At 73.7% G+C, this 20,957-nt stretch carries 11 protein-coding genes; 3 read left to right on the forward strand and 8 right to left on the reverse strand.

Going from position 1 to position 20,957, the window contains the following annotated elements:
* Nucleotides 1-67: 67 nt before the first annotated feature.
* From ACFHW0_RS30150 to ACFHW0_RS30165, 4 genes are all read right to left on the reverse strand, one after another.
* A complete protein-coding gene (locus ACFHW0_RS30150) occupies nucleotides 68-724 on the reverse strand; it encodes a lysoplasmalogenase (RefSeq protein WP_416613026.1) in 657 nt (218 codons plus the stop codon).
* Nucleotides 721-1,572, reverse strand: coding sequence for a sterol desaturase family protein (locus ACFHW0_RS30155; RefSeq protein ID WP_416613027.1), 852 nt, complete (start codon nucleotides 1,570-1,572; stop codon nucleotides 721-723). Before ACFHW0_RS30155 ends, ACFHW0_RS30150 begins: the two co-directional genes overlap by 4 nt.
* A complete protein-coding gene (locus ACFHW0_RS30160; RefSeq protein WP_416613028.1) occupies nucleotides 1,569-2,291 on the reverse strand; it encodes a FadR/GntR family transcriptional regulator in 723 nt (240 codons plus the stop codon). Before ACFHW0_RS30160 ends, ACFHW0_RS30155 begins: the two co-directional genes overlap by 4 nt.
* A gap of 89 nt (nucleotides 2,292-2,380) precedes the next feature.
* The gene (locus ACFHW0_RS30165; RefSeq protein WP_416613029.1) at nucleotides 2,381-6,187 is read right to left on the reverse strand and encodes a helix-turn-helix domain-containing protein; all 3,807 of its coding nucleotides are present in this window, start codon (nucleotides 6,185-6,187) and stop codon (nucleotides 2,381-2,383) included.
* 313 nt (nucleotides 6,188-6,500) lie between these two features.
* Here ACFHW0_RS30165 and ACFHW0_RS30170 point away from each other — a divergent pair, with 313 nt between their 5' ends.
* Genes ACFHW0_RS30170 through ACFHW0_RS30180 form a run of 3 tightly spaced genes read left to right on the forward strand, consistent with a single transcriptional unit; the run spans nucleotide 6,501 to nucleotide 13,269 of the window.
* On the forward strand, nucleotides 6,501-8,504 hold the full coding sequence (locus tag ACFHW0_RS30170) for a hypothetical protein (RefSeq protein WP_416613030.1): 2,004 nt from the start codon (nucleotides 6,501-6,503) through the stop codon (nucleotides 8,502-8,504).
* Nucleotides 8,501-12,190, forward strand: coding sequence for a glycohydrolase toxin TNT-related protein (locus tag ACFHW0_RS30175; protein WP_416613031.1), 3,690 nt, complete (start codon nucleotides 8,501-8,503; stop codon nucleotides 12,188-12,190). Before ACFHW0_RS30170 ends, ACFHW0_RS30175 begins: the two co-directional genes overlap by 4 nt.
* Nucleotides 12,187-13,269: a hypothetical protein gene (locus ACFHW0_RS30180; protein ID WP_416613032.1), complete on the forward strand. Its 1,083-nt coding sequence runs from the start codon at nucleotides 12,187-12,189 to the stop codon at nucleotides 13,267-13,269. Before ACFHW0_RS30175 ends, ACFHW0_RS30180 begins: the two co-directional genes overlap by 4 nt.
* Before the next feature lie 30 nt (nucleotides 13,270-13,299).
* On the opposite strand, the gene ACFHW0_RS30185 is transcribed toward ACFHW0_RS30180, so the two are convergent.
* From ACFHW0_RS30185 to ACFHW0_RS30200, 4 genes are all read right to left on the reverse strand, one after another.
* Nucleotides 13,300-14,739, reverse strand: coding sequence for a hypothetical protein (locus ACFHW0_RS30185; RefSeq protein WP_416613033.1), 1,440 nt, complete (start codon nucleotides 14,737-14,739; stop codon nucleotides 13,300-13,302).
* Nucleotides 14,740-14,913: 174 nt separating this feature from the next.
* A complete protein-coding gene (locus tag ACFHW0_RS30190) occupies nucleotides 14,914-16,311 on the reverse strand; it encodes a pectate lyase (protein ID WP_416613034.1) in 1,398 nt (465 codons plus the stop codon).
* Nucleotides 16,312-16,613: 302 nt separating this feature from the next.
* Entirely contained in the window at nucleotides 16,614-19,064 is a 2,451-nt protein-coding gene (locus ACFHW0_RS30195) for a pectate lyase family protein (RefSeq protein ID WP_416613035.1), read from the reverse strand.
* Nucleotides 19,065-19,277: 213 nt separating this feature from the next.
* Entirely contained in the window at nucleotides 19,278-20,900 is a 1,623-nt protein-coding gene (locus tag ACFHW0_RS30200) for a pectate lyase family protein (RefSeq protein ID WP_416613036.1), read from the reverse strand.
* Nucleotides 20,901-20,957: the final 57 nt, after the last annotated feature.

Genomic DNA, 20,957 nt, shown 5'->3' on the forward strand with positions numbered 1-20,957 from the left:
CACCGGCCAACCCGTGACCAGGTCCCTGATCGCCTACGACCACTGACCCGACTTCGGACTTACTCGTCTAGCGGGCGTTGCCGGGCACCGGCCCCGGGGCGCGGGCGGGGCTGCCGGGCCGGGCGCGCTCGGCGGTGGCCGCCAACCAGCCGGTGGTGATCAGCAGCAGGGCCGCGATGTAGGTGGTCATCACGGCCAGGCCGTGGCCGGGGACCCGCAACCCCGCGGCCTCCATGCCGATCAGCAGGTCGGAAATCAGGAACAGCCCGCCGCCCAGGGCCACCCGCCGGGAGACGCCGGCCGCGGCGGCGGCCATCAGGCTGAGCGCGAGGCTGTAGCCGAGGACCGGCAGCCGCAGCGGGCCGAGGGCGTTCCACAGCACCAGGTTGGCCGCCACCCAGCAGGCGAGATAGGCGGCGACCGCGACGACCGGTGGCCGCCGGTGGCGCAGGAAGGCGGTCAGGAAGGCCACCTGGGTGCCGAGGAAGCACCCCATGCCGACGAGGAACGCCGTGTCGCCGGAGACCAGCAGCGCGATGTCTCCGCCGGTGGCGAAGACCAGCCCGACGGCGACGGGATCGACGCGCCGGCGCACCCGCAGCAGGTGGACCAGCAGCACCGGCGCGAGCAGGGGCTTGGCCAGCCACTGCAGGAGGGTCGAGTCGGCCGCCACGCCGATCAGCTCGACGGCGGCCACCACGCCGAACGGCCAGAGGCGCCTCACCGGGCCACCGCCGGCTGCGCGTGCGCGGCGGGCTGCCAGCCCGGTCGGCCGAGCACGTAGCCGAGGCGGTGCCGCCAGGACGAGGCGGCCCGGGCGTCGGCCCAGATCGCCCGGTACTCGTGGGTCGCCACCCGCAGCGGGTTGTACGTGTCGATGTTCTTGGTCAGGCCGTACCGGACGGTGGCCCGCTCGGGCTCGAAGGTGCCGAAGAGGCGGTCCCAGACGATCAGGATGCCGCCGTAGTTGCGGTCGAGGTACTCGGCGTTGGCGCCGTGGTGGACCCGGTGGTGCGACGGCGTGTTGAAGATCCACTCGATGGGGCGGGGCAGCACGTTGACCCGCTCGGTGTGCAGGAAGAACTGGTACAGCAGGCTGACCGACTGCTGGAGGAAGATCATCCACGGGGGGATGCCGAGCAGCGCCAGGCCCAGCCAGAACGGCACGGACGTCATCGGGGTCCAGCTCTGCCGCAGCGCCGTCGAGAGGTTGAAGAAGACGCTGGAGTGGTGCACCACGTGCCCGGCCCAGAGCAGCCGTACCTCGTGGTGGGAGCGGTGGAACCAATAGTAGGCGAGGTCGTCGGCGAAGAACAGCAGCACCCACGTCCAGACGCTGGTGGGGGAGAGTTGCAGTGGCGTGACCGTGTACGCGGCGGCGTAGAGGCCGATCGTCAGCAGCTTCCACGGCACGCCGATGACCTGGCTGCCGGCGCCCATGGTCAGGCTGGTGGCGGTGTCGCGCAGCTCGTAGCCGCGTTCGTCGTCGTCGGGGGCGAACCGGTAGGAGAGTGCCTCGACGACGATGAGGAGCAGGAACGCCGGTACGGCGTAGAGCACGGCGGGGATCATGCCCGGGTTTCCCTTCTCGGTGCTGCGGGGGTGGTGAGGGGGGCGGTGAGCAGGGCCCGTGCCTCGCGGGCGGCGTCGGCGGCCCGGCCGGTGACGACGGCGTCGGCGAGCCGGCGGTGGCCCGCGATGTCGAGCAGTTCCGCGGCGCGCCGCTGCGGGGGCACCTCGCCGACGGCGAGCGCGCCGGCCACCAGGCTGTTGAAGGCCAGCAGGTAGGCGGTGTTGCCGGAGCCGGCGACGATGTGCCGCCAGAGCACGATGGTGGCCTCGCCCATCCCGGCCAGGTCGGGTGCCAGGTCCGCGTACTCCTCGACGGCCCGCAGGACCGCGGCCCGCACCGCCGGGTCCCCGCGCTCGGCGCAGAGCCGGGCCGCGTCGACGCCGATGCAGGCCCGCATCTCCAGCATGTCGCGGACCAGGGTGTCCACCGGCAGGGTGTCGTGGAAGCGGGTGAGCGACAGGGCGAGGTCGAGCCCGGCGTGTACCCGCCAGTCCAGCACCCGGGTGGCGCCGCCCTGGCTGACCCGCACCAGGCCGAGCTGCTGCAACCGGCGCAGGGCCTCCCGTACGGCGTGCCGGTTGACCCCGAAGGTGGCGGCCAGTTCCCGCTCGCCGGGCAGCGCCTCGTCGGGGCGGTAGGCACCGCTGACGATGGCGTCGCGGACCTGGCCGAAGACGTGGTCGGAGACCGACGAGCGGGGGACGGGAGCGAAGGCCATGCCGAGGAGTGTGGCGCAGCGCACATCAACCCGTCAACTGGTTGGACCAGCCAGATTCCGCGCCCGCGCCCGCCGGCCCCGCCGGCGGCCTACGGGCCGGTCGGCACCGGGAAGCGGGCGCACGTGCGGTGGTACGGCTGCCCGTGACCGACGTACCGGTTCCACTCCGCAGGGGTGAGGTTGCGCCCGGCGATGACGCAGGCGTGCCCCGTCCACTGTCGTACGTCGATGGGAAAGATCTGGATCGTGTGGTCCGGCCTGGCCACGGCGACCGTCGCGGTACCCGGGACGAAGGCCACCCTCCCCACGTGGTCGACGTATCCGGACAGTGGCGGCCCGGCCCGACGACCGGTCCCGACGTCCCACCGGATGATCACACCGTCGCGGTCGACCGCGGAGATGCTCCGACCACCGGGGTCGAACGCGACCTGCGTCACCGTCTCGTGGTGCCCGACCAGCGGCTCGCCCACCTCGCTGCCCGATTCGGCGTTCCAACGGCGCACGGCGTTCGGCGCGGACGCCGCCGCGATGACCGTGCCGTCCGGGCTGACGGCCAGTGCCTCGACCGGCGCCCCCGTGCGGAGCGGCCCGCCCCGCGCGGTTCCCGTGCGGGCGTCCCAGCGGCGGATGGTCCCGTCGTGACCCGCGGACACGATCGTCGCGCCGCCCTGCGCGAACAGGACGGTGTTGACCGTGTCCGTGTGCCCGAGGAGCGGCGGACCGAGCGGCGCTCCGGTTGCGGCGTCCCATCGGCGTACCGTGCCGTCCCAGCCCGCCGTGGCGACGATGGCACCCGTCGGGTCCACCGCGACCGAGGCGACCTCGGCGGTGTGGCCCCGCGACGCCGCCCCGATCGGTGCACCGGTGGCGGCGTCCCACCGTCGGAGCGTGCCGTCCTGGCTGGCGGAGTAGATGCGCCGACCGTCGGGTGCGAAGGCCACCGACGTGATCTGGTCGCCGTGGCCGGCGAGTGGCGCGCCGATCGGTTCGCCGGTGCCGGCGTGCCACCGGCGGACCGTCCCGTCGCCGTGGCCTGAGGCGATCATCGCCTGGCGCGGGTGCGCGGCCACCCGGGCGAACTGGTCCCTGACACCGCGCAACGTCGGGCCGATCGGCGCTCCCGGCTCGGTCCGCCAGAGTCGGACGGTCCGGTCCCGGCCCGCAGTGGCGATGGTGCCGCCGTCCCTGCTGACCGCAACGAACCGCACCTGGTCCCGGTGACCGGGCAGGGGCGCGTCGAGTAGCGCTCCGGTGCGGGCGTTCCACAGCCGCACCGTCCGGTCCCGACCGGCCGAGATGATGGTCTTACCGTCCGGTGTGACGGCGACCGCCTCCACCGGGGCGCCGTGTCCGGTCAGGGGGGTGCCGACGGGTGTGCCGGAGGCGGCGTTCCAACGCCGCACCGTGCCGTCCTGGCCGCCTGAGACGATCAACGAACTGCCGGCGTGCACGGCGACGTCCAACACCGGACCGACGTGTCCGCGCAGCGGCGCCCCGATCTGGCGTCCGGTGTCGCTGTCCCAGCGACGGACGGTGTGGTCCCAGCCCGCCGAGACGATCAACCGCCGGTCGGCGCCCACGGCGACGGACCACACGTGGTCGGTGTGGCCGACGAGCGGTGGGCCGAGCGCGGCACCGGTCGCGGCGTGCCAGCGGCGGACCGTGCGGTCCTTGCCCCCCGACACGATCATCGCGCCATCGGCGCTGATCGCGACGGACTTGACGTTGTCGGAGTGCCCCCGGATCGGTTCGCCGAGGGGCTCACCGGTGGTGCCGTCCCAGCGCCGGACCGTCCCGTCGTCGCCGCCCGAGACGATCATGCCGTCCGGGCTGGTCGCCAGGCCCTCGACGGGGTCGGTGTGACCGGTGAGGGGCGCTCCGACGGGCGCGCCGGTCGCCACGTCCCAGCGGCGGATGGTGCGGTCGTCACCCGCGGAGACCACCGTCCGCCCGTCGGCGCTCAGGACGACCGCGTGCACGCTGCCGGTGTGTCCCGTCAGGGTGGTCGTGTTGCGCTGTGGCCGCAGCACGCCGTCCAGCAGGGCCGCGCGACCGCGGTCGGAAGAGTGCAGCCGGAGGCTTTCCATGCTGAGCAGCAACGCGAGCGGGTGAGGGCTGCTCGTCGCCTGGACGGCGAGCTTCTCGGCAGTGGCCCGGTCCCGTTCCCGGGCGAGCGTGCGCCGCTGGTCGACGGCGACGGCCGTCGCGGTCGCGGCGAGCAGCACCAGCGCGGCAAGAGCGGCCGCCAGGACGGCCAGTCGGCGGTTCTGCCGGCGGCTCGTGGTCAGCTCGTCGCGCTCCAGCGCGCCACTCGCCGCGAGAAACTCGCGTTCCCGCTCGTTGACCGCCTCCGGATGCGCCCGCGCCCACTGCCAGGCGACGGCGAGCCGGCTGCCTCTCCAGAGGAAGCCGGCGTCGCGGTCGTGCGTCGTCCACTCGGCGGCGGCATGGCTGAGTCGTCGTTGCAGGCGAAGTTCGTCGCGGTCGTCGGTCAGCCAGGTCTGGAACGTGGGCCACGCGTGCAGCAACGCCTCGTGCGCGAGCTGCACCCGGCCGTCGGTGACCGAGACCAGGCGAGCGGCGGTCAACGCCGTCAGTACCGTGTCGACGGCCCGTTGGCCGCCCGGTCCTGCGGTCAGTTCGGCATGGTCCACCGGGCGGCGGGTCGCCTCACCGCCCTCGCCGACGGTCAGCCGGAGCAGGATCCATCTGGCGGTCCTGCGGCCGGGCTCGTCCAGGTTGTCGTACAGGTGGTCCGCCGTCTGGGCGATCGCACCGCTCAGCCCCCCGGCGGCCTGGTAGGCGTCGAGGGTGAGCTTGTCGCCGTGGCGGTGGCGCCAGGTCTCGAGCAGGGCGTGGGACAGGTGCGGAAGAGCCCCGGGTCCGCCGCCTGCCCGCAGGTCCGCCACCACGGCCGCGACCAGGGTGGACTCGACCCGCAGGCCCGCCCGCCTGGCCGGTTCGGTGACCACCGTCCGTAGCTCGTCGGTGGACATCTGCCCGACCAGGAACTGCTGGTCCTGGAGGGCGTCGAGCAGCGGCCGGTTGCTGGCACAGTGACCGTAGAAGTCGGCACGGACGCCGAGGACCACCCGGCCGGGGCAGTGCGGTCGCAGGGCGATGCCGAGCAGCGCGGTGATGAACCGGTCCCGCTGGCGGGCGTCGCCGCAGAGGGTGAAGACCTCCTCGAACTGGTCGACGACCAGCACCACCTCGGTGCCCTGCGCTCGCCCGGCCAGGGCGGTGCGGACGAGGAGGTCGGCGCCGGCCGGGTCCCTGTCGAGGTCTGCCAGGACAGCTGCCGGGGAAAGCTCGGCGAGGGCGGCGAGGCTGCTGGCCAGCGCACGCAGCGGCTGCTGCCCCGGGGTGAGGAGCAGGGCCACCCGGTGCCGACCGGCCGGTGCGTCGTCGGCCCGGATCGTGCCGATCATCCCTGCCCGGAGCAACGACGACTTACCGCTTCCCGAGGGGCCGAAAACAGCGAGAAAGGGTTGCGTGTCGATCCGGTCCAGCAACTGCGCGACCAGTCGCTCGCGGCCGAAGAACCGATCCCTGTCCTCGGGTTGGTACGTCTCCATGCCGAGATAAGGGGGAGTCCTGGGTTCGGCTCCGGCCGTTTCCCGTCGATTGGTGGGCGCCGCCGCGGTGAGCGTCAACAACCGCCTGGTCCATGCGTTCTCGTCGCCGCCGCACGCGCGGACGTACGCCCGCAGGACTGATGCCGTCGGCAGGTCCCGCCCGCCGGCGGCCTGCGACAGGGCGGTGACCGAGTAGTTGGCCAGGCCCGACATCTCCTGGTAGGTCAATCCCGCGCGGTGGCGCAGGTGCCGCAGGTCGACGGCGAAGCGCTGTATCGGGTCGGCGTCGGGATCCAACGCCCTCTCACGGCGTCCCACCCGGCCATCGTTGTGCACTCATTGTTTTTCAGCAATAGCCGAGGTCCGTGAACAAAACGCTCGGGCGGTAGACAGAGGTGCGATCTCAGTACCGCGTGATCGACCCGTCGGGAGGCGGGGCCCACTTGTCGAATTCGCCAGGAGCGCGTCCCGCCGAGTCGTAACGGACCTCGCTGCAATTCCCACGTTGTCGGGCGAGCGACCGGCTATTGCGAACGAGAAGGAGGACGGACATGGTGCAGGTCCCAGTGGCGGCCACCGCGCCGCATCGGTGGCCCGCCGAGGCGGCGGCCGGCGCCCGGGAGGACTCGGCATGACGTCCCCCGTACCGCCGCCCACGCCCGACGCGACGGCACCGGCCGCCGTCGCCAAGGCCGGCTGGCACCGGCTGTTCACTCCCGGCCCGCGGCTGGGCTGGCGGTTCCAGGACCGCGCCCGAGGGCTGCGCCCGTTCCCGCTGCGCCCGCCGGACCCGGCTGCCCTCGCCGGGCACCGGGACGCCGCGCACGAGGCGAGCCTCCTGCGGATACGCCGACAGGCGAAGGTCGGCGGGCTGCTCGGCGGCGGTGCGGTGGTGCTGCTGTTCTGCGGCGCCGTCGTCTACTCCGGGCATCCGACCCGGGCCGGCGCCAGCATCGTGTTCGCGCTTCTGGCGGCGGTGGCCACCGCCGGTTGGCTGGTGCTCTGCATGGCCCGACAGGCGGCGGTCCACTCGGCCCGCCGGGCGGTGCCCGCGCGGGTGCGGGAGGACCTGCTGGACTGGCACCGGCAGGCGCAGGCCTGGGTCACCGCCGAGCACGCCCGGCTGGACGGTGTCGACGAGTGGTTGTCCGTCCCCGCGCCACCGCGTCGTCTCGACGTGTACGGCGGCGCGCTCTGGGGCTGGGAAGCGCTGCTGACCGTGTACGGCGCCGGCGCACTGGCCGCGGGATGCCGGGTGTGGGTCGCGGACCTCTCCGGTCAGGGGGTCGCGCGGGAACTCGTCCGGCTGGCGCACCGGGCCGGATATCGATTCGACCACCAGTGGCTGCCCCGGGACCTCGCCCGGTGCCGGCTCCTCGCCGGCCTGCCCGTCGACGAACTGGTGGACGCCCTCGTGGAGATGATGCACGGCCGAACCGGACCGGAGGGGCGTGAGGACCGCAGTCTCGACACCACCCTGCTGCACGACATCTGCCGGGTGCTCGGGGCCGACGTCTCGATCGGCCGGATCGTCGCGGCGCTGCGCGTCCTGTCCGGTCGCCTCGAGCCCTCGCCGCTGCTCACCGCCGAGGAGACCGGCAAGCTGGCGGAGGCCCTGCTCGGCGAGGAGGAGCAACGCGACGCCCTGCGCGCGCTCCGTCGCATGGTGGCGGTACTGGAGCCGCTGGCCGAACTCGGCACTTGGCCGCGGAGTGGCGCTCCCGCCCCGCAGCTCACCTGCGTCGCCCTACGCACGGACGGCAACGGCGTGCGCGACGACCTGCTGCGCGACATGGTCGTGCAGGCCCTCCCACACATCGTCGCGGTCGACGCCCCCAACCGACCGGACGTACTGATCGTGGCCGGCGCCGACGAGCTGCCTGAGCGCCACCTGGAGCGCCTGTCCGACCTGTGCGCCCGTCACCGGGTACCGCTGCTGCTCATCTTCCGGCATCTGCGTGACGAGGCGCTGCGGGGACTCGGCTCGGGAGCGGTGGCGTTCATGCGGCTGGGCCAGCACGAGGAGGCGACCCGGGCTGCGGACTTCGTCGGCCGCCATCACCGGATGACGCTCACCCAGCTCACCGCCACCCTCGGGGGCAACGAGACACACACCGTGGGTGACAACGAGGGGGCCACCGAGTCGGCGGGCACCGGTACCAACACCTCGTCGACCCGATCGACCAACCGCGGTACGTCCGGCAACGCCTCCGCCAGCGGGCCTCTGGATGCCGGCTGGCCGACCAGTGCCACCGTGGGCAGCGGCTGGACCGGCGGGACCGGCACGGCGACGACGCGCGGGGCGAGCGAGACGCACACCGTCGGCCGCAGTTGGGGGACCACCCGCAGCGTCGCCGAGGGGACCAACTGGACGCTGGCGACCAGTGCATCCCGCGTGTACGAGTACGCCCTCGAACCCACGGTGCTGCAGCGCCTGCCGGACTACCTGCTGCTGCTGGTGGACCACGCGCCGCACGGACTGTCGCTGACTCCGGTAGAGATCAACCCCGACATCGTGACGCTGCCCCGCGTCCGGATGGATCCTTCGCCGACGGACGCCCGCACTCCGGCACCTCGGACTGATGGGCCGTACCCCTCGTCGTCGGTCGCAACCTCCCCGGGAGGTGGCCGGTGAAAGCCATCTCCGCCGCGCCGCGGGTCCGGCTGCCCGATCTGCTCGCCAGCATCCCGGTTCACTCGGTCGACCGCATCCCGCGCGCCGCCTCCGGCGAGCAGCCAGTCGGGGAACCGGACCGCACCCACCGGCTCGCCGCGCTCAGCGGTGCCCACCGGCGCAACCTGCCGGTGTTGTGGGCCTGGTGCCGGGAGCGGACGGGCGGTCCGGTCCGGCTGCTTGCCGGCGGTGTGCCGACTGCCGAGCCGACACCCTCCATAAAGGACAGCGGGCACCGGCTCGCCCTGCCCCTGGGCGCGCACGGCCGCCCCCTTCCGCCGGGCGCCGCCCGGACGCTCTGTGCGCGGATGCCCCGGTGGACCACGATCGGCGCCATCGTGGATCCGCTCACCGTCGAGTCCCCGAAGCCCGTCGAAGGACGCGGCGAGCCGCCACCCGCGCTGGAGGACTGCCTGCTGTCCATCTGGGCGGGGCCCTTCGCCTGGTTCGTGCTCGCCGAGCCGATCGGCGCCGACGAGGCGGCCGGGCTGACCGCCGCCGCCGAGGCGGCGGACCGGCTGGCGCGGAGCCGAGCGGGAACCTCGCCACTGGCCACCGTGCAGGCGCAGCGGCATGGAGAGCGCCACCGGGAACTGCGCCGGGCGGAGACCAGCGGCCTGTGGAGGCTGACACTCGCCGCGGGCGGCGGCGACGAGGACGCCGCGCTGCGGGTCGCGGCACTCGTGGCGGCGGCGCTTCAGGCCCCGGACCTGCCGTACACCCTCGTCGTCGGCGACCGGAGTGCCGGGCTGGCGGAGTTGGACGCGACCGAGGCGCTTCCCGGTCACTTCGCCGCGGGTTCCGACGTGCTCGCCGCACTCGCCCGCGCGCCCCGCGACGAGATCCCCGGGGTCCGCCGGGTACGCCGCCCGGACTTCGACGTCGTTCCCGAGACGGAGGCGGCGTCGGACGCCGTCACGCTCGGGGACGTGCTCGACCGGGACGAACGGCCGGCCGGGGCGATCCGTCTGCCGCACAGCAGCCTGAACCGGCACACCTTCGTCTGCGGTGCCACCGGGGCGGGCAAGTCGCAGACGGTCCGGCACCTGCTCGAGGAGGCGACCCGACAGGGACTGCCGTGGCTGGTGATCGAACCGGCCAAGGCGGAGTACCGGGCGATGGCCACGCGGTTGGCGGGGCTTGCCGACGTGGTGGTGGTCAGGCCCGGCGCGCCCACCGGCGTCCCGGTGGGGCTCAACCCACTGGAACCGGCCGCCGGGTTTCCGCTGCAGACGCACCTCGACCTGGTCCGCGCATCGTTCCTCGCCGCGTTCCAGGCCGAGGAGCCGTTCCCCCAGGTCCTCACCACCGCGCTCACGCGGTGCTACGAGGAGCTCGGCTGGGACCTGGTACTCGGCCGGCCCGACGTCGACCCGGAGACCGGCGACGACCGGGACAAGGCGTTCCTCATGGGCACGCTGCTGGTCCGGCTCACGGAGCACCTGCGGGTGCATGCCGTCGACGCCGATCGTCTGCGGCACCTGACGGTGATCGAGGAGGCGCACCGACTGCTGCGGCGTACCGGCGCCGGCGGCGCGGTCGACCAGGCGGTCGAGATGCTCGCCGAGATCCGCGCGTACGGGGAGGGGCTGGTCATCGCCGAGCAGATCCCGGACAAGCTCATCGCCGACGTCATCAAGAACACGGCCGTGAAGATCGTGCACCGACTGCCGGCACGCGACGATCGGGACACCGTCGGGGCCACGATGAACCTGTCGCCGCGCCAGTCCGAGTACCTGGTCGCCCTGCGGCCGGGCACCGCCGCCGTCTTCACGGACGGCATGGACGCGCCGGTGCTGGCCCGGATGCCCGACGGCACCGGGCGGGAACGGCGTGCGCCCGAGCCGCCCGCGTCAGCGGCGCTGCTGGCCACGGCCGTCGACCCGGCCGCCGGGCCGCCCGCGTCCCTGGAGGAACTGGTCCGGGCGCGCCGACTGGCGACCGCCGATCCACGGTTGGCCCTGTGGGCCGAACTGACGGTGGTCGGGCACCTCGTCGGTCACCCACAGCTGCCGCCCGGCGCGGACCTCCTCCGTGCGCTGCGCGCGCACGACCGGAGCCACCTGCGGCTGTGCCTGGCCGAGGCGGTGGACGCCGCGGTGGCCAGCAGGTCGGTGCTGTTCGCGCGCACGATCGGGCCGGCCCGACTCGCCGCGCACGTGCTCGCCGCCCTGCTCGCGGGGCTCGACGGCGGGCCGCCGTGCCCGCCGGACGAGCCCGGCTGGCTGGCACCGGCGTACCGGTGGGTCCGGGTACTGCGTGACCTGCACCTGCTCGCGGCCGCGCGGCCCGAGGCCGGCCGGCACCCTTCCAGCGCGCGGTGGGAGCGGTGGCTGGGCGCGCCGGTGCCCGGACGCACCGTCGGCGAGCAGCTCCGCCTGACCCGCGCCCGCCTGGTCGCGACGTACCCCGAGACGACGCCACGGCGGTTGCTGCTCGGCGTGTGCACCCCCTCCGCCCTGGAGGACGCCGTCGGCGCACGGTTCGACGACCCGGACTGGGCCGCGCGGGCCGGGAGCGCGCTGCACGCCTGGCCGGACGCCGGCTGGCTGCGGGCGTACGTGGATCCCGCCACGGCGACCGACAAAACCGACTTCCGACCCCACACCAGAGGAGGCATGATGCCGATCGACCGGGAGAACGACACGACACCGGAGCACGGTGACACCGGAGGCGACAGCCCCGCACGGGGCGACACCGCGCGCGCCTTCGTCGCGGAGGTCCTCACGACCCGGCACGGACTGAATTTGGAGCGGTGGTTCGACCGCGAGGTGTTCGGCTCCGTGCCACGGGAACCGGTCGCCGAGCGGGCTGCCGACCGCGCCCCGGTCCGGCGCGACGAGAGCGTCGAGGCCCCCGCCCGTGGCGCCGGTGAGGCGACGGACGACCGGCGCGCCGCGCGGACCGAGACGTCGTCCGCGGCGCCCGACGCTCGGCCCGCCGAGGCCCGTGCGGGTGCGGTGGCCGACGCGCCGCCGCCGGGCGGGCCGCCACCGGACGGATCCGACGTCGCCGGCCGCGACGGCCCGGCTTGGAAGACCCGGCAGGAGTACCGCGAGCAGGTGGCGCCGTTGCCGGTGCGGGGGTACGACCGGGAGAGCTTCCTCGAGAAGTTCACCGAGGTCAAGCCGCCGGAACCGGGCGGCCCCGAGGAACCGGCTGCCGGTGCGGGTCACCGTGTGCTGTGTTTCCCGGAGCAGGACGGGTTCGTCGTCCGCGACAGGGAGGCCGTCAAGGAGAACCGGACGCTACAGCCCGGCGAGGTGATGATCCGGCAGGGCGGCGAGGGCCACGAGAACGACGACGGCACCATCTCCGGTGGACGCTACGCCAGCCCGGAGGGGACCCCGGAGCAGGCGCGGTCGTTGCCGCCGCTCCCGGCGGAGGTGTCCCCGTTCGGGGCCGACGTGGCCAGAGAGGACCGTCAGTACCGGGTCCTGAAACCGTACGACGTGGAGGCCGGTCCGGCGGCGAACGCGTTCGGCCGCGACGGAGGCGGCACCCAGTACCTGCTGCCCCACTCCATCCGGGAACTGCTCGACGAGGGCGTGATCGAACGAATCGGCCCCGAGCCGATGACCGGACTGATCGACGACGTGCGTGCCGCTCAGCAGGACGGACCAGCGGAGCCCGGGAGGACGTCATGACCCAGCCACCGGCCGCACCCGGCCCGGACCACACCTCCACCGCCGTACCGCCGCCCCGCCCGGCGGCCGTCCCATTCTGGCGCAGGCGATTCGCGCCGGACGCTGTCACGGCAGCCGACGACACCACAACCGACGACCTGCGTTGGGGCCGTTACTGGATCGCCGCCGCCGTCGTGGCCGCCGTGGTACTGGGCTTCACTCTCAGCGGCCCCGTGGTGGTCCTGGCCTTCCCGCTCGCCGTGCTCGCCGGCACCATGGCGCTCGTCGTCGGCGTCGGCGGGGTGCCGGGTACCGTCTGGGCACTCCCGCTCGTACCTCTGGCGCTGCTCCTTGTGAGCAGCCGCACCTTCGACGGGGACTGGGGGCAGCCGTCCGGGATCGTCGCGGTCGTCGTGCTGGCGCTGGTCGAGACGTACGCGGTGCTCGTCAGCCGCCGCGGCAGGCGGGACCTGGCCGAGCGGGCCGCCCGGGGCGAGGCGGTGACCGGACGGCTCGCCGCCCGCTCGTCACGGCGGGCACTCGACGTGCGACTGGTCGGCTACACCTGTCTGCTGCTCGGCGGCGACCCCGACCTGATCGTCCTGGCCCTGATCGCGAGCGTCTTCGCACTGCTGCGCCGCCGGAGGTGGACCTCCGCGGTCGCTGTCGCCGCCTGTGGCGTGAGTGTTTTCGTCGGGGTGCGGGACGTCAGCCTGATGGGAGTGACGTTGGCCGACACCGCTCGTCCCTTCGTGCTGGCGGCGCTGACGGTGCACTGGACGCACGCACTGTTCCATCCCGCCTGGCGCTACGGGAAACTGGCGGCCGCCGTGGACGCGGTACGAGCCGTCGACGAGTTGCGGCGGCGCGCCGCGCCACCTGCCGCGGCGCGGCCATCCGGTGACAGCGGAACGGGGTGGCACACCGCGACGCCGCACCACCCGGTGCCGCCGCAAGCCGGCCCGCCCGTCCCGTCCGCGTGGCCGCCGGCCGACGGTCCCCCGGTGGCCTTCGATCCGCCGGTTCCGCCCGCCGGCCCCGGCCCGTTCCCGCCTCCTCAGGGGCCGTCCGCCCCCTGGGGCCCGGCGGCGGGCACCTGACGGCTCCGGCGCGGGCCGGCCGTCCACGGGTCAGCCGGCCGTCACCACCTGGTTCGCCGGCTGCGGGGCCGGTGCCTCGGCCGGGGCCCGCCCGCCGTCGGCGGGGGCGGTCGCCGCCGCGTCGTCGCCGCCCTCCGGGGCCGCGTCGGCGGCGCGTTCCACCGCCGCCGGCGCCGGTCGGCCCGGCCTCGGCCGGGCCGCGACCTGCGGGTACTCCGCGGTCTCCGCGCCGCCCGTGGCGGCCGCCATGACCGCCGCCGCGGCCAGATCGGCCACCCGCTTCGCCTCCCGCTTCACCCGGGCGCGGACCTCCTTGGCGTGCTGCTCGGCGGAGTCCGCGGCCCGGCGTGCCTCGTCGAGGCGGCGCAGCTCGTCGGTCAGCTCCTGCCGGGTCTCGGCCAGGCGCTGCTGCACCTCGGCGAACTCGTGCTCGACGGCTGCGCTCTCCTGCCGCGCCTGGGCCAGCTGCTGCTGCGCGGCGTCCAGCTCGGCCTGCATCCGGGCCAGCGCCTCCCGCCGGTCCCGGATGCCCTGCTGCGTCGCGGCGAGCTGCTGCTGGTGGGTCGCGGCCTGCTCGTCGACGTGCTGGCGCACCTTGGCCGCGTACTGCTGGGCCTCCGCGATCAGCGTCGCGATCTCCTGCTCGGCCGCCGTACGCTGGGCGCCGAGCTCCCGCTCGGCGGACGCGAGCTGCTCGGCGATCTCCTGCTCGGCGGCGGCCCGCCGCTCGTTGATCTCCCGTTCCACGCCGGCCTGCCACTGGCCCAGCTCCTGCTGGGTCTTCGCGCGCGCCGCCTGCACCTCCTGCTGGATCTGGGTGCGGGCCGAGGCCAGGAACGCCTCGGACTCGACGCGGGCCTGCTCGACCTGCTGGGCGGTCTGCTCGTCGATCCGCTTCGCCTCCTGCAGCGCGTGGTCGTGGGCCGCCTCGCCCGCCGCCCGCAGCCGCTCCGCCGCCTCCCGGATCCTGGCGAGCTCGGCCTGGGCGTTGGCGCGGCGTTCCTCGTGTTCCCTGTCGTGCTCGTCGCGTCGCGCGGCCGCCTCCTCCGCCAGCTCGCGCAGCGTCGTGGTGGCCTGCTCGCGGGCCTCGGTGAGCACCCGCTCGGCCTCGGCCTCGAGTTCGGCGGCCCGCTGCCCGGCGGCGTCGGTGATGGCCCCGGCCTGCTTCTCGGCCAGGGCCAGGATCTGGTCGACCATCGGACCGAGGTCGCGGAAGGACGCCCGGTCCGGCTGCGCCGGCCGGTCCCGCAGCTCGGTCATCTCCGCCCGCAGCCGGTGCGTCTCGACGGTCAGCTCGCGGAGCTGGGCCGAGGCCCGGTCCCGCTCTGCGGCCAGCGCCGACCGTTCGCCGTCGACCTGCTCGACGTAGCGGTCCACCTGCCGCTTGTCGTAGCCGCGCAGCGCGAGGTCGAAGCTCGGCCGCGAGGCCGCGTCCTCGCGTGCCGCGAACGGGTCGTCGCCGTGGGACATGCATCCTCCTCCGTAGGATCGCGAGCGCCGCGCCGGCGGGGAGATCCGCCCCCACGGGCCGTGCTGTGGCGCCACGCTACCGTCGCGGTCGCACGCCCCCGCGAAAAGGGTGACCCCACGCGACGGCCCCGCGGAACCGGGTGGTCCGCGGGGCCGCCGTCGCCCTGGTGGGGGCTATCGCCAGGTGATGTCCGACGCCGAGTAGAGGCAGTTGGTGCCGTCGGCGCCCTCGCCGATCTCGCTCGGCTCGCTGCCCTTCGGCACGCCCTTGTACTTCACGCAGATCCGGGTCGTGCGGTTCGGGTCGTTGAGGATGGTGATCCGGCTGAACCGGGCGGTGTCGCCCCAGTTCGTGTTGATGCCGGCCAGCATCCTCGTGGAGGTCGCGGTGACGTTGTCCATCACCACGTGCCGCTGGTACGAGGTGGAGCAGTTGCCGCAGGCCCGGTAGAGCTTGCCGGAGCTCTCCACCCGGAAGTTGCGGATGTACACGGTGCCCGCGCCGTTGTGCTGGAACACCTTGTCGCTGGCGGAGCGCGCCCCGCCACCGTCCACCGTGTACGTGGTGCCGCCCCGGAAGGTCGCGGCGTCCTCGCCGACGTCCTCCCACCAGACGTTGATCAGCGTGCAGTTGCCCTCGCAGTGCACCCCGTCGCCGGCGGGGGCGCCGATGATCACGTTGCGCAGGGTGGCCCCCGGGGCGAGCACGAACATCGGGTCCTGGCTCTCGCCCTGCCCGCCGTCGCCGATGCCGTAGTACCGCTTGAGCCCGCCGTCGAGGCTGACCGGGACGTCGATGGTGGCGTCGACCTTGACGTTGGCCGTCGGCGTGGGCCAGTTCGTCGGCGGCGGCGTGGTGGGCGGCGGCGTGCTGGGCGGGGGCGTGCTGGGCGGGGGAGTGGTCGGCGGCGCGGTGGTCGACGGCGGCGTGGTCGGGGTGGACCCGCCGGAGGTGTCCACCGCCACGTCGTCGAAGCTGGCGCTGGCGTACGAGGTGACCAGCCCGATGCGGCCGGCGGAGGCCAGGCCGCTGGTGCCGGAGCCGACCTGCGTGCCGTTGACGAAGCCCCGGACGGTGCTGCTGGCGGTCTCGATGCGCAGCGTGTACCAGCTGCCGGCGGCGGCCCCCACGGAGGCCGAGCCGAGCGAGGTGATCTGGCTGCCGTTGACCGCCTGCAACTCGGCCCGGCCGGAGCCGAGCAGGGCCAGCCGGTACATCTTGGTGCTGCTGGCCGAACGGGCGGCCAGGCCCACCAGGCCGCTCGACGAGCCGAACGACAGCGGCTTGACCCGCGCCCGGACCTGGTAGTCGGTCCAGCTCGTCTGGCCGGCGAACTGCCGGGTCAGCTCGCTGCCCGCGTTGGACTGCTGGAACACGCCGGAGCCGTCGGTGACCACCGACCAGGTGCCGCCGGACTTCGACCATCCGCTGGCGTCGCCGTCGTTGAAGTCGTCCGAGAAGACGGCGGCGGCGGAGGCCGACGAGCCCATGCCGGCGGCCAGCACGGCGGCGGTCGCCCCGGCGGTGAAGGCCGCCGCCAGGGCCCGTCGGTGAGTGCGTCTGAGGTGCACGATGTTCTTCTCCCTGCAGGGGGTTGGTGTGGCGGTCCGCGGTCCGTGGCCCGAGGGAAGGGCCGGGACGGTACGTGGTGCGACCGGGGCCGGTACCCGCCGGCCCGCGCGTCGGACGTCCGGATCCGGCGAGGCTCGACGGGGAGGTCAGCTGCCTGGAAAGCGCTTCCCCGCGTGAGCCTCAGATTATGTTTCCGCGAAGAGAACGGTCAATGCCCCGGCACGTGCAGGTCTGTTGCAGCCCGCTCGGCCAACGCCCCGGGGGGTGGCGGTCGGCCCGACCGCCACCCCCCGGGGTCGTCTCAGGGGTTGATCCGGCCGGCGCCGGCCCCGGCGGTCACGGCCGCCTTGACGCCGCTGGGGTCGTCGAGTTGGTACGGGTAGGGAATGGGGGCGACGTCCCCGGCGCTCTCCGGCGCGCCGGAGTTGGTGAAGATGTTGTTGCGCTGGACCAGGTCGCCCGGGTCCGACTCGGCGTAGCCGACGGCGGTGGGACGGGTCACGTTCTCGAAGTGGTTGCCCTCGACCAGCACCCCGGCGCCCATCGTGGACGCCACGCCGTAGTCCGCGCCGTAGTAGTAGTTGTTGAACACGTGCACCGGGTCACCGAACCGGACGCGCGGGTGGCGCTCCTTGCTCCCGTCGAACCAGTTGTGGTGGTAGGTGACCCGCAGGTGTCCGATGTCGGCCGTGTGCCCGTCGTCGTGGCCGAGCAGCATGCTCTTGGTGTGGTTCGTGACCCGGTTCCACGAGACGGTCACGAAGTCGGAGGCCCGCTTGACGTCGACCGCGCCGTCGTAGCCGCCGTCGAACGTGTTGTGGTCGATCCAGACGTTGCGCGAGCCCTGCACGTTGATCGCGTCGTCGTCCCAGCCCCGGAAGGTGAGGTTGCGGACGATGACGTTGCTCGCGCCGCTGATGTTCAGCCCGTTGTCCAGCGTCGCGGCGCCCACGCCGAGCACGGTCTTGTTGCTGCGCACGTCGTTCATCTTGTCGGGCATGGTCAGCGACCCGGTGACCCGGATGACCAGCGGCGACGAGGACTCCAGGGCGTCGGCGAGCGCCTGGCCGTCGGAGACGGTGACGGTCTGGCCGCCGGCCCCGCCGGTGGTGCCGCCGTTCTGGGTCGCCCAGCCGACCAGGTCCCCGGCCGGCGGCAGGGTCGGCGTCGGGGTCGGCGCCGGGGTGCTCGGCGCCGGGGTGCTCGGCGGCGGGGTGGTCGGGTTGCCGGGCAGGCCGACCCGGCCGACCCCGGCCTGCGCCGTGACCACGGCCTTCATGTCGCAGGCCGTGCCCACGGTGTACGCGTACGGCGGGTTGCTCACGCTGCCGCCGGTCTGCCCGGCACCGGAGTTGACCAGGCAGTTGTTGCGCGCGACCAGCCGGCCGTCGCCGGAGGAGCCCTCCGCCAGGTGGTACGGGTCGTCGACGTTCTCGAAGTGGTTGCCCTCGACGATGACGCCGGCGTTCTCGGTCGACGCGACGCCGTAGTTGCCGGTGTTCAGGTAGTAGTTGTTGTAGACGTGCACCTGGTCGCCGAAGCGCACGCGCGGGTTGCGCTGGTTGGTGTTGTCGAAGAAGTTGTGGTGGTAGGTGACCTTCAGCCGGCCGGTGTCCTGGGCGGCGTTGCCGTCGTCGTGGCCGAGCAGCATGTTCTTGTCGGTGCCGTCGGCGTGGTTGTAGGAGACCGTCACGTACGACGAGCCGCGCTTGATGTCGACGCCGCCGTCCGCCCCGGTGGTCCAGGTGTTGTGGTCGATCCAGACGTGGTGGGTGAACATCTGCACGTTGATCGCGTCGTCCGCCCAGTTCCGGAAGTTCAGGTTCCGGATGATCACGTTGTGCACGGCGTTGGCCGGCGGCGCGGTGACCGCGTTGTCGATCGGCAGGCCGATGTTGAGGCCGCCGCCGGTGAACCCGGAGTTGGCGCCGACGCCGACGATCGTCTTGTCCGAGGTGACCTCGTGCATCGGGCCGGGCAGCGCGATCATCCCGTTGACCTGGATGACCTTCGGGCCGCTGGAGGCCGCCTCGGTGATGAACTGGCTGGCGGTCGTCACCGTGACGGTCGGACCGCCGGCGCCGCCCGTGGTGCCGTTCTGGCCCCACGCGTCGACCGAGGCCCAGCCGTCGGCCACGTTGGGGCCGGGGTTGCCCGGGTCGCCGGTCGGCGTGGGTGTCGGGCCGGTCGGCGTCGGCGTGGGTCCGCCGCCGCCCGAGCTGACCTGCACGTTGTCGAAGTCGGCGCTGGCGTAGAACGTCGCCACGCCGATCCGGCCGCTGGCGTACGCGCTGTCGGTCGCCTCGGTGCGCAGGGTGCCGTCGACGTAGCCCTTGAGCGAGCCGCCGGCGACGTCCAGCCGCAGCGTGTAGGTCGTGCCGGCGGCGACCGGCACGGACGCGGTGTCCAGCGTGGTGGAGGAGCCGCCGCTCAGCCGCTTGAGCTCGACGGTGTTGTTGCTGCGCAGCGCCAGGTAGTAGTAGCTGGTGCTGCTCTGCACCCGGGCGAGCAGCGCGACGAACCGGTTCGACCCGTTGAACGCGGTCGGCCGGACGGTCGCCTGGACCGAGTAGTCCGTCCAGCTCGACGTGCCGGCCAGCGAACGGGCGTCGCTGCTGGTGCTGCTCTGGCGCAGCGCCCGCGCGCTGTCGCCGGTCACCGACCAGCTTCCGCCGGACGCCGTCCAGCCGGACGAGTTGCCGTCGGAGAAGTCGTCGGAGAAGAGCGTGTCGGCGTAGGCCGTGGCGGCCATGCCGACGGCGAGGGTGGCCGCGAGGAGCGCGGCCCCGATCGCGGTGAGGGACCCTCGGCGATGCCTCCGCCGACGAGTGTCGGAGTTGTGCACGGGACCTCCCTGGTGGTGATCAAATGATCGACAAGCATCGATCCCTTGGGGTGTGGTGCGCCGCGGGCCGCCGGGCCGGTACCCGGCGCCGACCGGGTCCGGCGGCCCGCGCGGGCGTGGTCAGTAGGGGAGTTTGCCGGTGCCGGCACCGGCCGTGACGACGGACTTCACGGTGGCCGGCTCGGTCAGGGTGTACGGGTAGAACGTGCGCGGCTCCTGGACGGTGCCCCCCGCGTCGCCGGGCTCGCTGGTGCCGGCGAGCACGTTGTCCCGGGCGATCATCCGGCCCCGGTCCCCGGCGTAGCTGATGGACCAGGGCACCTCGACGTCCTCGAAGTAGTTGCCCTCGACCACACAGCCGGAGTCGAGCTGGCAGGCCACCCCGACGTCGGTGTTGTAGACGAAGTAGTTGTTGAACACGTGCACGGGGTCGCCGTAGCGGACCCGGGGGTTGCGCTGCGGCGTGCGGTCGAACCAGTTGTGGTGGTAGGTGACCTTCAGGTTGCCGACGTCCTGGGCGGCGTTGCGGTCGTCGTGGCCGAGCAGCATGTTCTTGGTGTGGTGGTGGGTGTGGTTCCAGGACACGGTGACGTAGCTGGACCCGCGCTTGACGTCGATCAGCCCGTCGTAGCCGTACGCCAGGTCGTTGTGGTCGATCCAGACGTGGTGCGAGAACATCTGCACGTTGATCGCGTCGTCGACGGTGTTGCGGAAGTTGAGGTTGCGCACGATGACGTTGTGCACGGCGTTCGCCGGCGGGCTGGTCGCGTCGCTGACCGACAGGCCGATGTTCAGCCCGCCGCCGGTGATGCCGGAGTTCGCGCCGACGCCGACGATCGTCTTGTCCGAGGTGACGTCGTGCATCGGACCGGGCAGCGCGATCATCCCGTCCACCCGCACGTTCAACGGGCCGGCCGTGCCGATCGCGGTGAGGAGTTCCGCGGCCGTGTCCACGGTGACGGTCGGTCCGCCCGCCCCGCCGGTGGTGCCGTTCTGGCCCAGCGCGTTGACCGAGGCGAACCCGACCGGCGGAGCGCCCGGGTCGATCGGCGGCCCGGTCGGCGGCAGGGAGGGCCCGGCGGTCGGCGTGCCGGTGGGCGGCGCCCCGGTGGCCGTGTCCACCTCGACGTCGTCGAAGGTGGCGCTGGCGTACGAGGTGGCCAGGCCGACCCGCCCGGCGGCGAACGCCCCGTCGGTGGCCTGCACCCGCAGCGTGCCGTCGACGTAGCCGCGCAACGAGCTGCCGACCGCCTCCAGCCGCAGCGTCGCCCAGCTGCCGACGGTGATCCCGGCGGGGGCGGAGCCCAGCGACACCGGGTCGCCGCCGGAGCGGCGGATCAGCTGCACCCCGCCGCTCGCGGTCACCACCAGCGCGTAGTAGCTGCTGCTGCTCTGCGCCCGGGCGACCACCCCGACGTGGCGGGTCGCCCCGCCGAAGCCCGTCGGCCGGACCCGGGCCTGCACCCCGTAGTCGGTCCAGGTGCCCGCGCCGGCCAGGGCGCGGGCGTCGCTGCTGGTGCCGGACTGCCGGTAGGCGTACGAGCCGTCGGTCACGACCGACCAGCTTCCGCCGGAGCGCGACCACCCGTCGGCCGCGCCGTCGGAGAACGTGTCGCTGAACAGGGTGTCGGCGTGCGCCGACGAGGTGGTCGCGAGCACCGTGCCGACGGCCAGGGCGCCGGCGGTGAGCGCCGCGCCGAGCAGTCTCGGCGTGCGCGTCCGGGGACGGGGTGTCCGGTTCATGGTGGACCTCCTGGTGGTGGGGTGGGCACCGGTGGGCCGCCGCGCTGAGCGCCGGAC

This window comes from Micromonospora sp. LOL_025 (assembly GCF_048060285.1).
GTDB lineage: Bacteria > Actinomycetota > Actinomycetes > Mycobacteriales > Micromonosporaceae > Micromonospora.